Source organism: Bacillus sp. FSL L8-0528, assembly GCF_038593085.1.
GTDB classification, from domain to species: domain Bacteria; phylum Bacillota; class Bacilli; order Bacillales; family Bacillaceae; genus Bacillus; species Bacillus paralicheniformis.
The window spans coordinates 3,276,428-3,292,739 of the sequence record NZ_CP151961.1; the positions used below are offsets into that span (position 1 = coordinate 3,276,428).

General features: G+C 45.5%; 19 protein-coding genes and 1 pseudogene. 8 read left to right on the forward strand and 12 right to left on the reverse strand.

Annotation, left to right across the window (positions count from 1 at the left end):
• Positions 1-103: 103 nt before the first annotated feature.
• Positions 104-841 (forward strand): protein-glutamine gamma-glutamyltransferase, encoded by a 738-nt coding sequence (locus MHI30_RS16735; protein ID WP_075751249.1) that lies wholly within the window; start codon positions 104-106, stop codon positions 839-841.
• Here the strand turns inward: MHI30_RS16735 and MHI30_RS16740 are convergent.
• From MHI30_RS16740 to MHI30_RS16750, 3 genes are read right to left on the reverse strand one after another with little or no spacing between them, the layout of a single operon-like run.
• On the reverse strand, positions 821-1,876 hold the full coding sequence (locus tag MHI30_RS16740) for a nitronate monooxygenase (protein WP_075751250.1): 1,056 nt from the start codon (positions 1,874-1,876) through the stop codon (positions 821-823). The two genes, MHI30_RS16735 and MHI30_RS16740, sit on opposite strands and share 21 nt — an antisense overlap.
• 15 nt (positions 1,877-1,891) lie before the next feature.
• Entirely contained in the window at positions 1,892-2,293 is a 402-nt protein-coding gene (locus tag MHI30_RS16745; RefSeq protein ID WP_075751251.1) for a secondary thiamine-phosphate synthase enzyme YjbQ, read from the reverse strand.
• Positions 2,294-2,331: 38 nt separating this feature from the next.
• Positions 2,332-4,014, reverse strand: a complete 1,683-nt coding sequence (locus MHI30_RS16750; protein ID WP_075751252.1) for an alpha-glucosidase — start codon at positions 4,012-4,014, stop codon at positions 2,332-2,334.
• A 302-nt stretch (positions 4,015-4,316) separates the two neighbouring features.
• Here MHI30_RS16750 and MHI30_RS16755 point away from each other — a divergent pair, with 302 nt between their 5' ends.
• The gene (locus MHI30_RS16755) at positions 4,317-4,907 is read left to right on the forward strand and encodes a TetR/AcrR family transcriptional regulator (RefSeq protein WP_075751253.1); all 591 of its coding nucleotides are present in this window, start codon (positions 4,317-4,319) and stop codon (positions 4,905-4,907) included.
• Complete coding sequence (locus MHI30_RS16760) at positions 4,904-5,578, forward strand: 50S ribosomal protein L29 (protein ID WP_075751254.1); 675 nt, start codon at positions 4,904-4,906, stop codon at positions 5,576-5,578. The genes MHI30_RS16755 and MHI30_RS16760 overlap by 4 nt, the downstream gene beginning before the upstream one ends.
• Before the next feature lie 82 nt (positions 5,579-5,660).
• Here the strand turns inward: MHI30_RS16760 and MHI30_RS16765 are convergent, their stop codons facing one another.
• The 4 genes from MHI30_RS16765 to MHI30_RS16780 form a co-directional block, all read right to left on the reverse strand.
• Entirely contained in the window at positions 5,661-6,446 is a 786-nt protein-coding gene (locus MHI30_RS16765) for a glycoside hydrolase (RefSeq protein ID WP_075751255.1), read from the reverse strand.
• A 182-nt stretch (positions 6,447-6,628) separates the two neighbouring features.
• Entirely contained in the window at positions 6,629-7,918 is a 1,290-nt protein-coding gene (locus MHI30_RS16770) for a hemolysin family protein (RefSeq protein WP_075751256.1), read from the reverse strand.
• Positions 7,919-7,968: 50 nt separating this feature from the next.
• Positions 7,969-8,643, reverse strand: a complete 675-nt coding sequence (locus tag MHI30_RS16775; RefSeq protein WP_025805900.1) for a zinc metallopeptidase — start codon at positions 8,641-8,643, stop codon at positions 7,969-7,971.
• A 99-nt stretch (positions 8,644-8,742) separates the two neighbouring features.
• Positions 8,743-8,967: a hypothetical protein gene (locus MHI30_RS16780; protein ID WP_075751257.1), complete on the reverse strand. Its 225-nt coding sequence runs from the start codon at positions 8,965-8,967 to the stop codon at positions 8,743-8,745.
• A 182-nt stretch (positions 8,968-9,149) separates the two neighbouring features.
• On the opposite strand from MHI30_RS16780, the gene MHI30_RS16785 reads away from it, so the two are divergent.
• Together MHI30_RS16785 and MHI30_RS16790 are read left to right on the forward strand one after the other, a co-directional pair.
• Positions 9,150-9,404 carry a membrane-integrating protein MstX gene (locus MHI30_RS16785; RefSeq protein ID WP_020452756.1) on the forward strand — a complete coding sequence of 85 codons (255 nt, stop codon included), beginning with the start codon at positions 9,150-9,152 and terminating at the stop codon, positions 9,402-9,404.
• Positions 9,401-10,384 (forward strand): potassium channel family protein, encoded by a 984-nt coding sequence (locus MHI30_RS16790; protein ID WP_075751258.1) that lies wholly within the window; start codon positions 9,401-9,403, stop codon positions 10,382-10,384. Before MHI30_RS16785 ends, MHI30_RS16790 begins: the two co-directional genes overlap by 4 nt.
• Here the strand turns inward: MHI30_RS16790 and MHI30_RS16795 are convergent.
• Together MHI30_RS16795 and MHI30_RS16800 are read right to left on the reverse strand one after the other, a co-directional pair.
• On the reverse strand, positions 10,381-10,785 hold the full coding sequence (locus MHI30_RS16795) for a YugN-like family protein (protein WP_075751259.1): 405 nt from the start codon (positions 10,783-10,785) through the stop codon (positions 10,381-10,383). The two genes, MHI30_RS16790 and MHI30_RS16795, sit on opposite strands and share 4 nt — an antisense overlap.
• 38 nt (positions 10,786-10,823) lie before the next feature.
• Positions 10,824-11,389 (reverse strand): annotated as a pseudogene (locus MHI30_RS16800) (DUF421 domain-containing protein).
• Between the two features lie 118 nt (positions 11,390-11,507).
• Here MHI30_RS16800 and MHI30_RS16805 point away from each other — a divergent pair.
• Positions 11,508-11,984, forward strand: coding sequence for a tryptophan-rich sensory protein (locus tag MHI30_RS16805; protein WP_075751260.1), 477 nt, complete (start codon positions 11,508-11,510; stop codon positions 11,982-11,984).
• A gap of 72 nt (positions 11,985-12,056) precedes the next feature.
• The gene (locus MHI30_RS16810; RefSeq protein WP_237562638.1) at positions 12,057-12,683 is read left to right on the forward strand and encodes a GNAT family N-acetyltransferase; all 627 of its coding nucleotides are present in this window, start codon (positions 12,057-12,059) and stop codon (positions 12,681-12,683) included.
• On the opposite strand, the gene MHI30_RS16815 is transcribed toward MHI30_RS16810, so the two are convergent.
• Positions 12,607-13,959 (reverse strand): glucose-6-phosphate isomerase, encoded by a 1,353-nt coding sequence (locus tag MHI30_RS16815; RefSeq protein ID WP_020452762.1) that lies wholly within the window; start codon positions 13,957-13,959, stop codon positions 12,607-12,609. The genes MHI30_RS16810 and MHI30_RS16815 overlap by 77 nt on opposite strands.
• A gap of 289 nt (positions 13,960-14,248) precedes the next feature.
• A complete protein-coding gene (locus tag MHI30_RS16820; protein WP_075751261.1) occupies positions 14,249-15,412 on the reverse strand; it encodes an iron-containing alcohol dehydrogenase in 1,164 nt (387 codons plus the stop codon).
• 140 nt (positions 15,413-15,552) lie between these two features.
• Here MHI30_RS16820 and MHI30_RS16825 point away from each other — a divergent pair, with 140 nt between their 5' ends.
• On the forward strand, positions 15,553-15,789 hold the full coding sequence (locus MHI30_RS16825; RefSeq protein ID WP_003184789.1) for a DUF378 domain-containing protein: 237 nt from the start codon (positions 15,553-15,555) through the stop codon (positions 15,787-15,789).
• A gap of 33 nt (positions 15,790-15,822) precedes the next feature.
• On the opposite strand, the gene yugI is transcribed toward MHI30_RS16825, so the two are convergent.
• Positions 15,823-16,212 carry a S1 domain-containing post-transcriptional regulator GSP13 gene (yugI, locus tag MHI30_RS16830; RefSeq protein WP_020452765.1) on the reverse strand — a complete coding sequence of 130 codons (390 nt, stop codon included), beginning with the start codon at positions 16,210-16,212 and terminating at the stop codon, positions 15,823-15,825.
• Between the last annotated feature and the right edge of the window lie 100 nt (positions 16,213-16,312).

Here is a 16,312-nt window from a genome sequence, read left to right on the forward strand (position 1 = left end):
CGGAGACGGGGTCTATTTTTTAAATAAAAAAAGCGGAAAATTAGACCGTTTTCCTGCCCAAGCATCAGGCATACGCTAATAAAAAAGGAAAAGGGTGTATCCTATGATAAGTGTTTCGGGCTACTGGCTCCGTCCTGAGGATATCGAAAAACTGAATGTCAGTCAGACGCAGAGAGGCATCGCCAACCGGATGCTGGCCATGCCGTCCGGATATAGATACGGTTCAATCTTAGAGCTGTTATTTGAGCTGAGATTCAGAGAGCATACCGTCAAATCGGCCAGAGAGCTGATCAACAGCGGAGCGAAGTTTGCCACCTTTTCAAAGACATACGGGAATGAAGAGTTTTGGAGGGTGACGCCTGAGGGGGCTTTGGAGTTGAAGTACAGGGCACCGGCTTCAAAGGCGATTCGAAATATTTTTGAAAGCGGCCCTTCTTATGCTTTTGAGTGCGCGACTGCGATTGTCATCATTTTTTATATGGCGCTTCTCAAAACGATCGGCGACCAGACATTTGACCGGAATTATCAAAGGATCATTTTATACGATTGGCATTATGAGCGGCTGCCGATTTATACGGATAAAGGAAACGACTACCTTCCGGGAGACTGCCTGTATTTCAAGAACCCTGAATTCGATCCCTCAAGACCGCAGTGGCGCGGAGAAAATGCTATTTTACTTGAAAATAATCTCTATGCGGCACACGGTCTGGGGATCTTAAGCGGCGAAACGATCATTGAAAAACTGAACGGGCTGAGAAAGCCTCATGCACAGACGTCCGCCTATCTGCTTTCCCAAGTGACGCGGGTTGATATTCCGGCATTAATTCAAATGATCAGATAGCACATCAGCCGGCACAAGCTGATCCATCAGCTCCTTGACCGTCGTTAGCCGGACGGAGGCCCGCACGCTCTGTCCGGCCCACAGTGACATGTTATCCGTATTCCCGTCAAGCTTCGCCTGTTTTCTCATCGGCTGTGTCAGCGTGTTTTGCAGAGGATAAGGCAGCGCTTCAGCTTCTTCATGGCGTCTGTCTTCCATCCACTGATTGACGATGCCTCTTGCCGGCTTCCCTGAGAACAAACGGGTCAGACTTGTGTCGGTTTCAACCGCTTCGAACAATTTTTGTTTGTAGGCAGGGTGTGTTCCGCTTTCTTCGCACGTCAAAAAAGCGGTACCGATTTGAACGCCCTGTGCGCCGAGGGCAAAAGCTGCAGCAACACCTCTTTTGTCAAAAATGCCGCCCGCTGCGATAACCGGAACCGACACATGATCTGCCGCTTGGGGAATTAAAGCCATCGAGCCGACAGCGGGCTCTCCCTTCGTTTTCAAGAAGGCCCCCCTGTGGCCGCCAGCTTCACTTCCTTGAACAACGATGACATCCATCCCCAATTCTTCAAGCATCAAGGCTTCTTCAACCGAAACGGCGGTGCCCATTAAACAGCAGTTTCGGTCTTTCAGTTCTTTGACGGCATCGGCCGGCGGCGGGCCAAACGTAAATGAAACGGCGCTGATCCCTTCCTTTAGTATGATTTCGATTTTCTCGTAAAAATCGTCCCAGTCGTGTTTCTCTTCTGGCACGGGTGAAGCCGACCGTGCCAAAGGTATCTTCTTTTGCCACCCTTCATATTTTTCCCGGCTGACATTTTCCCGTTTTTCAGGAATGAAGAGGTTGACTTGAAACCGGGCTGATGTCAGCTTTTTGGTTTCCAGAATCTGTTGTCGAAGAACTTCCGGCGTCAAATAGCCGGAGGCAAGGCTGCCTAAGCCGCCGCTGTCAGATACGGCTGCGGCGAGCCTTGGCGTTGTCGGTCCGCCCGCCATCGGCGCCTGGATCACAGGCTTTGACAAAGAGAGGCGTTCCATGAACTGATTCATTTTTATTTCCTCCTTTTAATCGGCTAAAATTTTAAAATAGCACGTCCGGTGCCTCGGGCCGTCGAACTCGCAGAAATATATGCCCTGCCAAGTCCCGAGGACAAGCCTGCCTCCTTCAATCAAAATATGCTGCGATGCGCCGACCGTGCTCGCTTTCAAATGCGCCGCTGTATTCCCTTCCATATGGCGGTCAAGCTCATGTTCCCACGGATACACTTCATCGAATCTTCTCAGCATATCGCGTTTGACATCGGGGTCGGCATTTTCATTGATCGTAATGCCTGCCGTTGTATGCGGACAGTAGACGATAACAGCGCCGCTGGAAACATCGTTTTCTGAGATGAATCTTTGGACGTCATTTGTAATATCAAGCATTTCATCGCGCCGGTTTGTTTGAATCTGTATTTTTTTCAACATACGAATCCGCTCCTTTCTTGGCACCCTTTCTCAATTCGTTACAAATCGCCGATTTCCTGTCTGATCAAATAAACACGCGCCTCATAAGGTCTCATCATGAAAGATGTAAGGTGCTTGTGCGCGTTGATATCCGCATTTGACAGCAGCAGTCCGTCCGTACATAGCGGGTATGCGGGATGATGGTAAAACGCCTGGCGCGCGCTAAGGTTGACGATCATGATGGCCGTTTCTTCCCGAAGCTTTCGCAAGTATGCAAAAATCTGCCGATCCTCAGGCAGAAGCAGTTTATATGATCCGTCGATGAAGACGTCATACCGCTTTCTGATTGCGATTAACCGTTTATAAAAGTGATAGACCGACCGTGGGTCATGCTGCTGATGAACGACATTGATCAGCTTGTAATTTTCGTTCATCAGCAGCCACGGCGCCCCTTTAGTAAAGCCGGCATTTGGCCGATCCGTCCATTGCATCGGCGTGCGCGCGTGATCCCTGCTCTTTTTCCATACCGCCTTCATGATGTCTTCGTGTGAGCAGCCCTTTTCTTTTTGAATCCGGTAATAATTTTTAATCGAGACGTCATCATAATCGTCTATATCGAAGAAAATCGCGTTTGTCATTCCGATTTCCTGCCCTTGATAAATAAACGGGGTGCCTTTCATCAAAAAATACATTGCAGCTAAGGCCTTTGCGCTGTCTATTCTGTATTTCCCGTCATCTCCCCAAACTGAAACGGCCCGGGGCTGATCATGATTTTCGATAAAAAGCGCGTTCCAGCCTTTTCCTTCAAGAGCAGATTGCCAGTTTGACAAAATCAGCTTGAGTTCGGGGATATCGGGTTCTCCGCCTTCAATATCCCAAAGCCCGAGGTGTTCAAATTGAAAAATCATGCTGAATATACCGTTTGGTTCTCCACCCCAGTCCTCCGCTTCTTCAGCGCTGACACCGTTTGCTTCGCCGACTGTCATGATATGTGGATACCCGGCGAACGTATTCTCTTTTACATCCTGCAATAACGCCATAATCCCGTCGACATTCATATGATAAGCAAATGAAGGCACAAAAGAGAGCCCTTCCGGATTCGGCAGATCCGGCAGCCCTTCTTTTTTCTTAATGTGTGAAATCGCGTCAACTCTGAACCCGTCGATTCCTTTTTGAAGCCACCAGTTGATCATGTCATAAAGAGCGCTTCGCATGTCACTGTTTTCCCAATTCAGATCAGGCTGCTTTTCGTGAAACAGATGCAGATAATATTGCTCTGTTTTTTCGTCATAAGTCCAGACTGAGCCGCCGAATATGCTTTCCCAGTTGTTCGGTTCGCTCCCGTCCTTTCCGTCTTGCCAAATATACCAGTCCCGCTTCCCGGAATTCCGCTCTGCCCTTGATTCGATAAACCATGGATGTTCATCGCTCGTATGATTGATGACGAGATCGATGATCAGTTTCATTCCGAGCTGATGCGCTTCAGTCAGCAGAGCGTCAAAGTCGTCCATCGTGCCAAATTCCGGCATGATGCTTTGATAATCCCTGATGTCATAGCCGTTATCGGCATTGGGAGAATCAAAGACCGGACAAATCCATATGGCATCTGCCCCGAGCTCCCTGATATACGGAAGTTTCTCTCTGATCCCGTTGATATCTCCGACGCCATCCCCGTTCGAATCCATAAAACTGCGCGGATATACTTGATAGACGACTGCCTCTTTCCACCATGCCCTTGCCATTCAAACACCCCTTGTTGTGAAGACATTATGATATATGAATAAAATATTTTTAGACTCCGAACATAAACATCCTATAAACTTTGATATACCAACGATTATACGTTTCTCAATACTAAATATGCTTTGCGGCTTATAAATCCTTTGAAGGCAGCAAGGGTAACGGCAAGAGTAGGTGAAAGAAGCTTTAATCCTTTTGAAACGGAGCATCTGTTAATACAGAATATGTAAAGCATAAATTACAGTTGCTTTTTTACCTATCGGTAAGTAAAATAAATATACAGATTATGCTAAGGATGATTTCAATGAAAAAGAAAATGAACACCCAAGATGCGATTGTTGAAGCAGCATTTACTCTTATTGCCCAACACGGCCTAAAAGGCACGAGCCTTTCAATGATTGCATCGGAAGTCGGCATTTCTAAACCGGCTATTTACTATTATTTCCCTTCTAAAGAAGAGCTGGTCGATTATCTATTTCACATTGTATTTGATGATCACAATTTCTCTGAATATTTTTCAATCAATGAGTACACGAAGGAGAACTTTAAAAAACGATTAATAACAGACGGCGTACGCTATTTTGAAGAGTATAAACATAACTCTCCTGCTTTAAAAGTGGTACACGAGTTTGTTTTAAGTGCAGCACAAAAACCAAGATATGAGAAAAAACTTAAATCTATCATGGAACAATTTTTAGAAGGTTTTGAAGCATTGCTTTCTTACGGTGTCGAACTCGGTGTCATCTCTTCTAAAAACACCAAAGTGAATGCACACTCCCTTGCCCTGATCATTGATAATTTGGGTAACTTTATGATTTTAGGAATCGAGATGGATTATAAAAAAATATGGGAAACAGCAGTCAGTCATGTAATGAAAGGCAGTGAAAGATTTTGAATCAGGAAACGATTATTGGATTGTCTAAAATAGAGAAAACCTTATATTGGATCATTCCACCGGTTTTAGGAGCTGTTCTTGGATGGTTTTTGCCTGTTATCGCCAATTGGGTACTGACCATTCCGATCGTTCCTTTTAAAGGGCCTTTGGAATTTATCACGTCACTAAACAGCTTCTGGGTTTCAATTATCGCTGCAGTTATCGGAATCGTTGCCGGCCTATTTTTTTCACAATATATTTTCACTGAAATTCTTCAGGTGTTCATTTCTGATCAAAACGTGAAGCTGTTGTTTAAAGAGAAAGAAGAAGTGATTGAGAAAAAAGACATTTCTGCAGTTTATCTTGAGAATAAGGATCTTGTTGTTCTTGGTCATAAGGGCACTGAATTGTACCGTGAACAACTTGAATCAAAGAGAGCGCTTGCAGAAAGTGCATTTAAACATCACGGCTATAAATGGGCAGACGAAGATCCCTTTAAGAATGAGTATCAACGCTGGGTTGCGGATCACCCCGATTTTCCCTCGCATATCAATACGCTACTTTTAGCCAGAGAACGAGCTTTACTGGATAATAAACATGAAGAGGCAAAAATTCTGCGCAAAGACCTGGCAAAGCTTGGAGTGGTTATTCAGGATGAAGATAAACGGCAATACGTAAGGATGGTATCGTAATATTTCAGTTGCGAACGCCTAAAAAAGAACATTTGGAATAAATTAAACACCGCCCTTTTTGAGAAAGAGCGGTGTAAATCCATCAGCGGACTGTTACGTCCCAATTGGAAATATTTATTTGTCCTGTGCCTCCGAAAACTTCCGTACCGAATTCCACACTGCTGACATACTTCGTTTTGGAAAACCAATGTTTGGAGTCGGCAAGATAATTCGTGAAATCCCGAATATTCAGGTTCGCACGTTGGGTGTTTGCCGTTCTGACAAATGAAAACACGTTCCACCCTTTGCCGCTTCCAGCATCAATATAGCCTTTATATACTTTCCAATTGTGCCCGCCAATCGAAACAGTTTCGACATAAGAACCGGCAGGTCCGGCATTTGTGTTATTGAGCCAGATCATAATCTCATCGGTTGGAGCCGAATCCCAGCTCGCCTTGTTTGTATTGTGGAGCCAAATGTCATATGCGGCATTGTAGGTGCCGTTCGCGCTGATCGAATAGCTGACTTTCGTGTTGATGTTTTTTTGATCTGACAATCGGGTCGGGAATCCGCTGCCCGCAGTATAGCCTTCAGTCCAATGCCAGCCGCTGACGATCGATGGATAAGCTTTTACCGTGCTTGTATTGCTCGGCCAATTCCATACCCAGCCCATATCTGAATCATTGTTATGATAAATGGTCTGCCACCAGCCGCTGACCTGGTCGGCTCCCCATACATTGTTGAATATGTAGTATTTTTTGTTTTTAAAATACAATTTATCCGACGGGTTTGATGACGAAGCAGCAAGCGCCGAGAGCGGCCCCGCCAGCAGCATGATGCATACGGCTCCCCATAGCAGGATGGCTTTTAGCAAATGGTTGTTTTTCACGTATTGAAAACCTCCTCATATTTATACACCATATTATAAAAAAGAACGAAACGGAGTACATTCGTAAAAAGTCATGAATTTCCATAGATATATCCTCTTATCTTTGAATAGATATCCATTTTATTGAAATAAAGAACGGCCATCGAACTAAAAAACAGCCGCGGTCGTCCGCAGCTGTCTTTTTAAAAATCCGTTTTTTTCACTTCGATGAAACGGATATGATGATCTTCAGCATCAAGAATTTTAAATTCGCATCCCTCAGTTTTGAGGATGTCACCGTTTTTCAGCTCCATCTTTTGCGTCAGAAGCCAGCCGGCAATCGTATCGACTTCTTCGTTTTCAATCGCGATATGAAGGAGGTCATTCACTTCGTCGATTAAAGCCTTTCCGTCCATAATATAATGGTGTTCGCCTTTTTTTATAATGTGCGGCATTTCGTCCTGATCAAACTCATCCCTGATTTCCCCGACGATTTCCTCCAATATGTCTTCAACCGTAACCAGTCCTGCCGTTCCGCCGTACTCATCCACTAGAATGGCCATATGGATCCGTTCCTTCTGCATGCGAATCAAGAGCTCCTGGATCGGTATGTTCTCAATCACCCTGATGACAGGCCTCATTAAGTCAGTTAAAGGAATCGTCTCGTCGAGAAAATACGATTTAAACAAGTCCTTGCTGTTGACAATTCCGATAATATGGTCTTTATCGTCCTTAATAACCGGATATCTCGTGTAGCGTTCATTAATGACGGTTTCAATCGCTTCTTTTATCGATTGATCGGCCAACAGGGTAGCCATCTCCGTTCTCGGCACCATGATTTCCCGGGCCAGCCTGTTGTCAAATTCAAAAATTTTGTTGACGTATTTATACTCAGACTGATTGATTTCTCCTTTTTTATAGCTTTCAGACAGCATAAGCCGCAGCTCTTCCTCACTGATTGCCACTTCATGCTCTTTAACCGAATGGAACCCGAACAGCTTCGTTAACAGCCGGGCCGAGCCATTCAGCAGTTTGATAAACGGAAACATGATTTTATAAAACAAAATGAGCGGCTTCGCCGTCCATAAGCTGACGGCTTCAGCTTTTTGAATCGCAATCGTTTTTGGCGCAAGCTCGCCGACCACAACGTGCAAAAATGTAATGATGACAAAGGCGGTAACAATCGAAGCCACTCTTAAAACGGATTCAGGCAGGCCAAATAATTCAAAAAGCGGGTGAATGATCCGTTCGAATGTCGATTCCCCGAGCCAGCCGAGCCCTAATGCTGTGATGGTAATGCCGAGCTGGCAGGCAGACAAATATTCATCAAGATTTGTCACCACTCTTTTGGCCGCAATCGCCCGCTTATCCCCGCTTTCAACGAGCTGATCGATTTTTGTGCCGCGGATTTTGACGATCGCAAATTCGGCGACAACGAAAAAAGCCGTAGCTGCAATTAAAAGTATGACGAGTATGAGATTCAGGATATTCAAAAAAAGCCCTTACCAAATATGGTAAGGGGCCACCTCCTTAAAACGAATGGTTAGTCATTACGACCAGACAGGAAAATTGCGACGAAGCGCAGCAGCTCAAACAGCGAAACAAGCGCTGCTGCGACATATGTCAGAGCCGCGGCATCCAGCACCTTGCTGACGCCTCTTTCCTCCGTGTTGCGGATCATTCCTTCTGAAACGATGATCCTTTTTGCCCGGGAGCTTGCGTTAAATTCAACAGGCAATGTCACAAGCTGAAAGAATACGGCTGCCGAAAACAATATGATGCCGAGTCCGATCAGATTCAGGCTTCCGAGCAGCATTCCGCCGATAAACAAAAACGGCGCCACTCCCGAAGAAAAGTTCACGACCGGAAACATCTTATGCCTCAAAACAAGTGCGCCGTATGACTCCTGGTGCTGCAGGGCATGTCCGCATTCATGGGAAGCAACGGAAACCGCTGCGATTGAACGGCCGTAGTATACGGGTTCGGACAGGCGCACAACGCGTGCTGTCGGGTCATAATGGTCTGTCAAGGTTCCTCTTACCGGTTCAACCGGGACATCGTAAAGGCCGTTTCGGTCGAGAATCTGTCTGGCCACTTCGGCTCCAGTTCTCCCGCTTGACGCCTCTACTTTTGAATATTTTTCAAAGTTGCTCTTCACTTTAAATTGTGCCCAAATCGATAAACCTAATGCAGCAAATGTTAACAAGTAAAAAATCATGCTCATGCAATCATCTTCCCTCTTGTGATAAGTTGTTTAAAAATTGTAATTGTAAATATATTTTAGCCCGAGGGATTTCCTTTTGTACAGAAAAGTGCACTATTTGTTTCTTCGCGGCAAACAAACCCCGATAAAGATCAGCACCATTCCTGAAATCATGAAGTATAAAGGCGGCCTTGTGGACAGCTCCTTGAAAAACTCCCTCCAGAACACCTCATCAGAGGAATGATACACGGCGTTTAAATCAAAAATGAATTGAATGGATGCCGCCGCCATCAGCTGGACTCCGACCAGTATGAAAAAGAGCCTCATTAAACAGGACATTCCGCTCACATCCCTCATTCGTTTATAAAAAGTGTATGGAAGGACGGGAACCGATATGACGCCGCAGCGAAAATCTTCAGCTCTACCGGTTATTGTCGGTTAACGAAGGTTTATTATTATCTGAAAAATTTTTGCAAAAGAGGGATATACTGATTAAAAAGGAAAACTCGGGTGGTGACACGGTGAAAGTAACGGATCAGGAAAAAGAACAGTTAAGCACGGCGATTGATAAAATGAATGAAGGACTTGATGCGTTCATTCTTCTCTATAACGAATCGGAAAAAGACGAGCAGCTGATCGAATTTGAAGAAGAAACGGCAGAAATGATCAGACAAGCCATTGAACAGCACGGGAAAGTAAGCACCAATCAAAAGTTAAATGCAATCATCAAAGAGATTTTATCATTTTCCCTGCGGAAAGACGGTGAAGAAACATGAAATCAAACCGTGTATTTATCGCATGGCTAAGGTGGCCGATATATGTCCGCATCGCAATCATTATCCTTTTATTGATCATCCTTTTCGGTCAGCTGATCACCTTCGTCGAGCCGCAGCAGTTTTCAAACGTTTTTGAAGGCGTATGGTGGGCGCTGATCACCGTCTCCACAGTCGGTTACGGCGATTTTGTCCCTGAAACCGCGCTCGGCAAAACCGTCGGCATGCTCCTTATTTTAATGGGGGCAGCGTTTGTCACGGCCTATTTTGCAACGATGGCGACGGCCGCTTTCAGCAAGCAGCAGCGCTACGCCGAAGGCAAGGTGAACTACAGAGGCAAGGGACATATGATCCTGATCGGCTGGAACGAGAAATCCAACAAGCTGATGAGGACGCTCCAGGCCGCCGATTCAAACAAAACGATCGTGCTCATTGATGAAACACTAAAGGAAGGCCCCCTGATGGAAAACATTCATTTCATCAGAGGACACGCTGCGGATGATGCCACACTGCAAAAAGCGAATATTGAAGAGGCTGAAATCGTCTTTATTACCGCCGATCAGCATAAAAGCGAAATATCTGCAGACATGCAGTCGGTCTTAACATTGCTGGCAGTTAAAGGCTTGAACCCGTCGGTCTATTGCGTTGTAGAAATCTTGACGGAAAAGCAGAAAAAAAATGCCGAGCGCGCCGGAGCGAACCAAATCATCAGTACGGCGGACCTTTTAAAAACAGCGATGCTGCAGCATTTTCTCATTAAAAATCAGCTTCCTGATCCGCTATTTAAGGAAGCCGATATTCATTTCAAAGTCCATCGGGTTCCGCTTCCGAAGACGATGGAAGGCGCGTCTTTTCAAGAAGTGATTCATCATTTCATGAAGGAAGACATTTTCGTCATCGGTGTCCAGCAAAAAGACGGGCCTGTGCTGTCTCCTTCATTTTCGTACAAGCTTCAGCCGACAGACCAGCTGCTGTCACTTTAAGAAAGAAGCGCCTTTTCGAGTTCTTTTACATACGATTGGCCAAGCTTTTCATAGACGCCGGGAATATCGGCGTCTTTTTCTTTCGGTTCGGCAAACTGGTCAAAAGATGCCCGAAAATTCCCCTGAACGACGTAGTCGTCCAGCGCTTCCTGATAGATGTGGCGAAGCAAAAATGGCGTGCCGAGCTTGACCGTCGCATTTTGCGAATCAAGCTGTCCGTCCTCCGCTTCAAACGGAATCCGCAAAAACAAGTATCCTTCCTCATCATCAATTTTATAGTCAAAAAAGCCGCGGTCATATTCCCAGCCGCCGCTGATCACATAGCCGAGAGGCTTGAGCGTCTGTTCGAGATGATAAAGAGAAAACGACCGGTTTTCCAGTTCAGAAGGTAAGCTTATCATGACAAAAACTCCTTTTTTCGTTTTTATACTTCAGGGCCCTAGCGCAATTGTTTATCAGGTTCGTGCAGGTGGCCTTCAGTGATTTCCTTAAACAGATTGTCCTCCGGCTGCTGCAGGTTGTTTTGCATGCGGAGGAATTTTTTATACTCTCCCATAGTAAAAGGCTTGGCGTCATCCGATAACTCGTAGCCGATCTGGCCGTTTGATTCGAGCGTTACGTTTTTCACGTCCGTTAACTTTGAAATCCCCTGTGTCCGGAGCCTCATTTCAGCTGGTCGACAGTCAGGCGGTGCTTTTTTAGGTTCTGCTCCTGAAGCTCGCCGTTTTCGATCAATACAACGGCTTTCCCCGCAATCAGGCTTTCAAAAAAATCAAACTTCATTTTAAAAAACTCGATCAACAGAAGGACGATGATAAAAATCGATGCAGCTGCCACCGTTTTAAAAATGCTGTCTTCAATGATCGGCTGAACGATGATCGTTCCGATGGAAATCATGACGACGGTGGTGGCTATTGTCATCTGCGAAATTGATTTCCTTCCCGAAATTCTCAGCAGAACAATACCCGTTAAGATGAGAAACAATGTTTCTAACACGAATAACATGACGTCACTCCAAACCGTTTTATTTTTTTAGTATGGATCAGAAGCTTGTGCGGTATGAGTATATTTGATCGAATTGGGAAAGACAAAGGTATGAGCTTATGACGGGGAGGAACTTCGAATGAGAAGAAAAAAATTAGCAACGGCTGTGATCGTGTTTATTGCTACATATGCACTGTTTTCACTGGCGGGCGTTTTATTTCCTGTAGACCGGGAATGGTATGAGTCATTGAACAAACCGGATTGGACACCGTCAGGCCGTTTGATCGGAACCATCTGGAGCGTGCTGTTCGCCTTCATTTCATTAGCGGCGGCGCTCGTGTATGCCGCATACGATCTGAGAAAAGCAGCGGCGTCATTTTGGATCATGCTGATCATTAACTATTTGTTTAACCAGGCATTCAGCTATTTTCAATTCACGGAAAAAAACGTACTTGCTGCCGCGGCCGACTCTTTTTTCGTAGCCATGACCGCTCTTGCGCTCGCCTTGATCACACGGCGCATTCATAAAACGGCAGCGATTCTCTTAGTCCCTTATGTGTTGTGGAGTTTTTTCGCGACTTATCTCGCATTTACGATTTACGGGATGAATCATTAGTTTAAAGAGCCCCCGCCGGCTATTGTCGTGATAAAATAAGGTAAACAGCTGTCACAGGGGGATCGGAATGGAATGAAGCACTACTTTCTGCAAACAACACGCATCGGCTTTTCTTTATGGGCTGAAGAGAATTTGAATTTGGCAAAGACATTGTGGGGAAATCGAGATGTGGCCAAATATCTGACAGCAGACGGAATCATGACCGATAGCGAAATAAGAAACCGTTTGCTGCTGGAGATCGAACAATACAATACACACGGGGTTCAATACTTCCCGATATTTAAAACAGGAAACAACGAATTTATCGGATGCTGCGGACTTCGCCCCTATGACCCGGAAAATGATGTGTACGAGCTTGGTTTTCATCTCGTCCGTTCGGCTTGGGGTAAAGGTTATGCATCTGAAGCGGCTGAGGGCATGATTGAATACGCATTTAACAAAATCCGGGCAAAAAAGCTGTTTGCGGGACATCACCCTGAAAATACAGCTTCACGAAAACGATTGGAAAAATTGAGATTCGTCTACACACATGACGAATTTTATCCGTCTACTGGACTTCAGCATCCGTCATACGAATTAAAACAGCCCCCCGGGACATTAAGTCCGGAGGCTGTTTTTTCGTTTATTGATCCAAACGTTTCTCAAGCTCTGCTTTTTTCTCTTCGAAGCCAGGCTTGCCGAGGAGGGCGAACATATTGACTTTGTACGCTTCCACTCCAGGCTGGTCAAACGGGTTGACGCCGAGCAGGTATCCGCTCATTGCGCAGGCTTTTTCAAAGAAGTACACAAGGTAGCCGAACGTGTAAGCGTTCATTTCAGGTACGTTCACGATCAAGTTCGGCACATTACCGTCCGTGTGCGCGAGCATTGTGCCTTGGAACGCTTTTTTATTGACGAAGTCGACCGTTTTGCCGGCAAGATAGTTCAAGCCGTCAAGATCATTGTCCGCTTCTTCGATTGTCAGCTCGTGTCTTGGCTTTTCAACGTTCAGCACCGTTTCGAACATATCTCTTCTTCCTTCTTGTACGTATTGTCCAAGAGAGTGAAGATCAGTCGAGAAGTTGGCTGAAGATGGATAAATGCCTTTTTCGTCTTTTCCTTCACTTTCGCCAAAGAGCTGCTTCCACCATTCTGCGAAGTACTGAAGGCCCGGCTCGTAGTTGATCAGCATTTCAATCGTTTTGCCTTTGTTATAAAGGACGTTTCTGACGACCGCGTATTGGTAAGCCGGATTGTCTTCAAGCTCTGATGTGGAAAAGTCTTTGCTCGCATCGCGGGCGCCCTTCATCATTTCATCGATATCGGCTCCGCTGACTGCGATTGGAAGCAAGCCGACCGCTGTGAGCACAGAAAAGCGGCCCCCGACATCGTCAGGAATGATAAATGATTCAAAGCCTTCCTCATTCGCAAGCGTTTTTAATGCGCCCCGCTCTTTATCAGTTGTTGCATAAATGCGGCGTTTCGCTTCTTCTTTTCCATACTTTTCTTCAAGAAGCTTGCGGAAGATCCGGAAAGCAATCGCCGGTTCTGTCGTTGTGCCTGATTTAGAAATCACGTTGATTGAAAAATCAGCGTCTTCAAGAAGATCCATCACGTCTCTCATGTAAGAAGAGCTGATGTTGTTGCCGATGAAAATCACTTGCGGCGTTTTCCGCTTTTCTTTCGGCAGCACATTATAAAATGAATGATTCAGCATTTCGATCGCTGCTCTTGCGCCGAGGTACGAACCGCCGATTCCGACAACAAGCAAAACATCGGAATCATTTTGAATTTTTTCAGCGCACTTTTTAATGCGGGCGAATTCTTCTTTGTCATAGTCAGTCGGAAGATCCACCCAGCCTAAAAAGTCGCTGCCCGCACCTGTTTTTTCGTGAATGGTATGGTGGGCGACTTTCACGAAGTCACGCAGATATGTAAGTTCATGTTCTTTAAAGAAAGGCAATGCTCTTGAGTAGTCAAAACGGACATGCGTCATATTATTAAACCTCCAGTACTAGCTGTTTTCTTTCAAATACCCGCCAGCGCTTTCATTTTCATGAGAGTGCGGGCCAAAGGGTTTTAAAACATGTCGATTTTCGGCGACAGCCTCTTCCCTTTTCACTTTATATGAACTCCTTCGTTAAATCAAGTGACGAAAAAAAGGAGGATGGGGGCTGGCGCGCCAAAAACGCATGTTTTTCAGCCGCCACCCGCAGTTTTGTCAAAAACATAACAATAAACAACGGCTCAAGGAATGGCGGTTCTCCTTGAGCCGTCAAGAAGTCTTATAAAGAAGCCTTCAAAATAGACAGAACATCGTCTTTATTCAGCGTTTTAAAGCGGCCGAATTCGCCGTTTGCCATCGCTTTGTCGGCAATGAGATCCAGCTTCTCATCTGTGATGTCATAATCGGCAAGACGATTTGGCGCGCCAAGGCTGGTCCAGAATTCAGACAGTTTCTCGATTCCAACAAGCGCCACTTCACGATCGGTTTTTCCTGTTTCATCTACGTCAAAAACACGGACGGCAAGCTGTTTAAAGCGGCCGACATTCTCGGAAAGCGTGTGCTTCATCCAATTCGGGAACAGGATCGCAAGCCCTCCCGCATGCGGAATATCGTAGACTGCTGAAACAGCGTGCTCGATATTGTGCGTCGCCCAGTCTCCGCGTGCGCCCATTGATAGCATGCCGTTCAGCGCAATGGTGCCTGTATACAGAATCGTTTCGCGCAGATCATAGTTTTCAAGGTCTTCAATGAGCTTAGGAGCTGTTTCAATCACCGTTTTGAGCAGGGATTCGCACATCCGGTCCTGATAAGGGGTATTTTCGGTATGGTGAAAATATTGCTCAAACACGTGGGACATCATGTCGACAATGCCGTAAATCGTGTGGTCTTTCGGTACGGTAAATGTGTTGACAGGATCAAGAATTGAAAATTTAGGGAATACGAGCGGGCTTCCCCAGCCGTATTTTTCATTGGTTTCCCAATTTGTGATGACAGATCCCGAGTTCATTTCCGATCCTGTCGCTGCCAACGTTAAAACCGTTCCAAACGGCAGCGCATCAGCCGGAATATGTTTTTTTGTCACAATATCCCACGCATCTCCGTCGTATTTCGCTCCGGCGGCGATCGCTTTCGTACAATCGATCACACTTCCGCCGCCGACTGCCAATAAAAAGTCAATATCGTTCTCTTTGCAGATCGCGACTCCTTTATTCACAGTGGCAACACGCGGATTCGGTTCGACGCCGGGCAGTTCATGGACGGCCGTGCCCGCCTTTTCAAGGATTGAAATGACTTGATCGTATAAACCGTTTCGTTTAATGCTGCCTCCGCCGTATACGAGCAGGACATTGCGGCCGTAGTGTTTCACCTCTTCTGCCAGCTTTTCAACTTCTCCCCGGCCAAATATCAGCTTCGTGGGATTCCAATATGTAAAATTATCCATCTGCATCTCCTCCTTTATTTACTATTATGAGAAACCGCAGAACGCTCTGTAAAGCGATCTGCTCCTAGGCGTATAATGTTTCCAAATCCGTCGCAATCTATAAATGTGAAATATAGGACTTCAAAAAGGAGGAAAAACAAATGAATGCACTTCAACGTATCGCATTGGTATTAACAATCATCGGAGCAATCAATTGGGGACTGATAGGATTTTTTCAATTTGACTTGGTTGCAGCCATTTTTGGCGGACAAGGGTCCGCTTTAGCCCGGACCGTTTACGCGCTTGTCGGAATCGCAGGCCTGATCAACCTCGGACTTTTATTTAAACCGGCTGAAGAGACTGCTGGCGAAGACGCCAAGCAGCCGGAAATGCGATAAAAAAAACTCCGGCTTTGGCCGGAGTTTTTTCAATTACTTCTTAATAAGATCTTTTCTGTTGGACTGCTCGATCCACTCTTCAAGTTTGTCTTTTAACGTGTTGAATCCTTGTGGAGCAGCTGTATCTTCGGCTTGAACAGCCTTTTGTCTTCTAGGCTTGCTTTCTTTTCGTTCAGGAGCTGCCTGTGTAGCGCGGATAGAAAGGCTGATTTTGCCTTTTTCCTCATCTACAGAAAGAACCTTCACTTGCACCTCATCACCGATCGCCAAGTGCTCATTAATATCTTTAACGAAACCGTGTGTTACTTCAGAAATATGCACGAGTCCCTGTGTTTCTTCATCTAATGCAACAAACGCTCCGTACGCCTGTAATCCAGTCACTTTTCCAGTGTAAACACTGCCTACTTCAAATTTTGCTGTCATAACTAACAACTCCTAAATCATATGAATTTAATCTCTTTTTATACGCAATAAAAAATTATATCATATAAGTCTTTATTAAGCAAAAAAACTTTTTTTATCA

Coding starts and splice junctions, on each gene's coding strand:
- MHI30_RS16735 (WP_075751249.1), top strand. CDS start 104: ATGATAAGTGTTTCGGGCTACTGGCTCCGTCCTGAGGATATCGAAAAA.
- MHI30_RS16740 (WP_075751250.1), bottom strand. CDS start 1,876: ATGAATCAGTTCATGGAACGCCTCTCTTTGTCAAAGCCTGTGATCCAG.
- MHI30_RS16745 (WP_075751251.1), bottom strand. CDS start 2,293: ATGTTGAAAAAAATACAGATTCAAACAAACCGGCGCGATGAAATGCTT.
- MHI30_RS16750 (WP_075751252.1), bottom strand. CDS start 4,014: ATGGCAAGGGCATGGTGGAAAGAGGCAGTCGTCTATCAAGTATATCCG.
- MHI30_RS16755 (WP_075751253.1), top strand. CDS start 4,317: ATGAAAAAGAAAATGAACACCCAAGATGCGATTGTTGAAGCAGCATTT.
- MHI30_RS16775 (WP_025805900.1), bottom strand. CDS start 8,643: ATGATTTTTTACTTGTTAACATTTGCTGCATTAGGTTTATCGATTTGG.
- MHI30_RS16780 (WP_075751257.1), bottom strand. CDS start 8,967: ATGTCCTGTTTAATGAGGCTCTTTTTCATACTGGTCGGAGTCCAGCTG.
- MHI30_RS16790 (WP_075751258.1), top strand. CDS start 9,401: ATGAAATCAAACCGTGTATTTATCGCATGGCTAAGGTGGCCGATATAT.
- MHI30_RS16795 (WP_075751259.1), bottom strand. CDS start 10,785: ATGATAAGCTTACCTTCTGAACTGGAAAACCGGTCGTTTTCTCTTTAT.
- MHI30_RS16805 (WP_075751260.1), top strand. CDS start 11,508: ATGAGAAGAAAAAAATTAGCAACGGCTGTGATCGTGTTTATTGCTACA.
- MHI30_RS16810 (WP_237562638.1), top strand. CDS start 12,057: ATGAAGCACTACTTTCTGCAAACAACACGCATCGGCTTTTCTTTATGG.
- MHI30_RS16815 (WP_020452762.1), bottom strand. CDS start 13,959: ATGACGCATGTCCGTTTTGACTACTCAAGAGCATTGCCTTTCTTTAAA.
- MHI30_RS16820 (WP_075751261.1), bottom strand. CDS start 15,412: ATGGATAATTTTACATATTGGAATCCCACGAAGCTGATATTTGGCCGG.
- MHI30_RS16825 (WP_003184789.1), top strand. CDS start 15,553: ATGAATGCACTTCAACGTATCGCATTGGTATTAACAATCATCGGAGCA.
- yugI (WP_020452765.1), bottom strand. CDS start 16,212: ATGACAGCAAAATTTGAAGTAGGCAGTGTTTACACTGGAAAAGTGACT.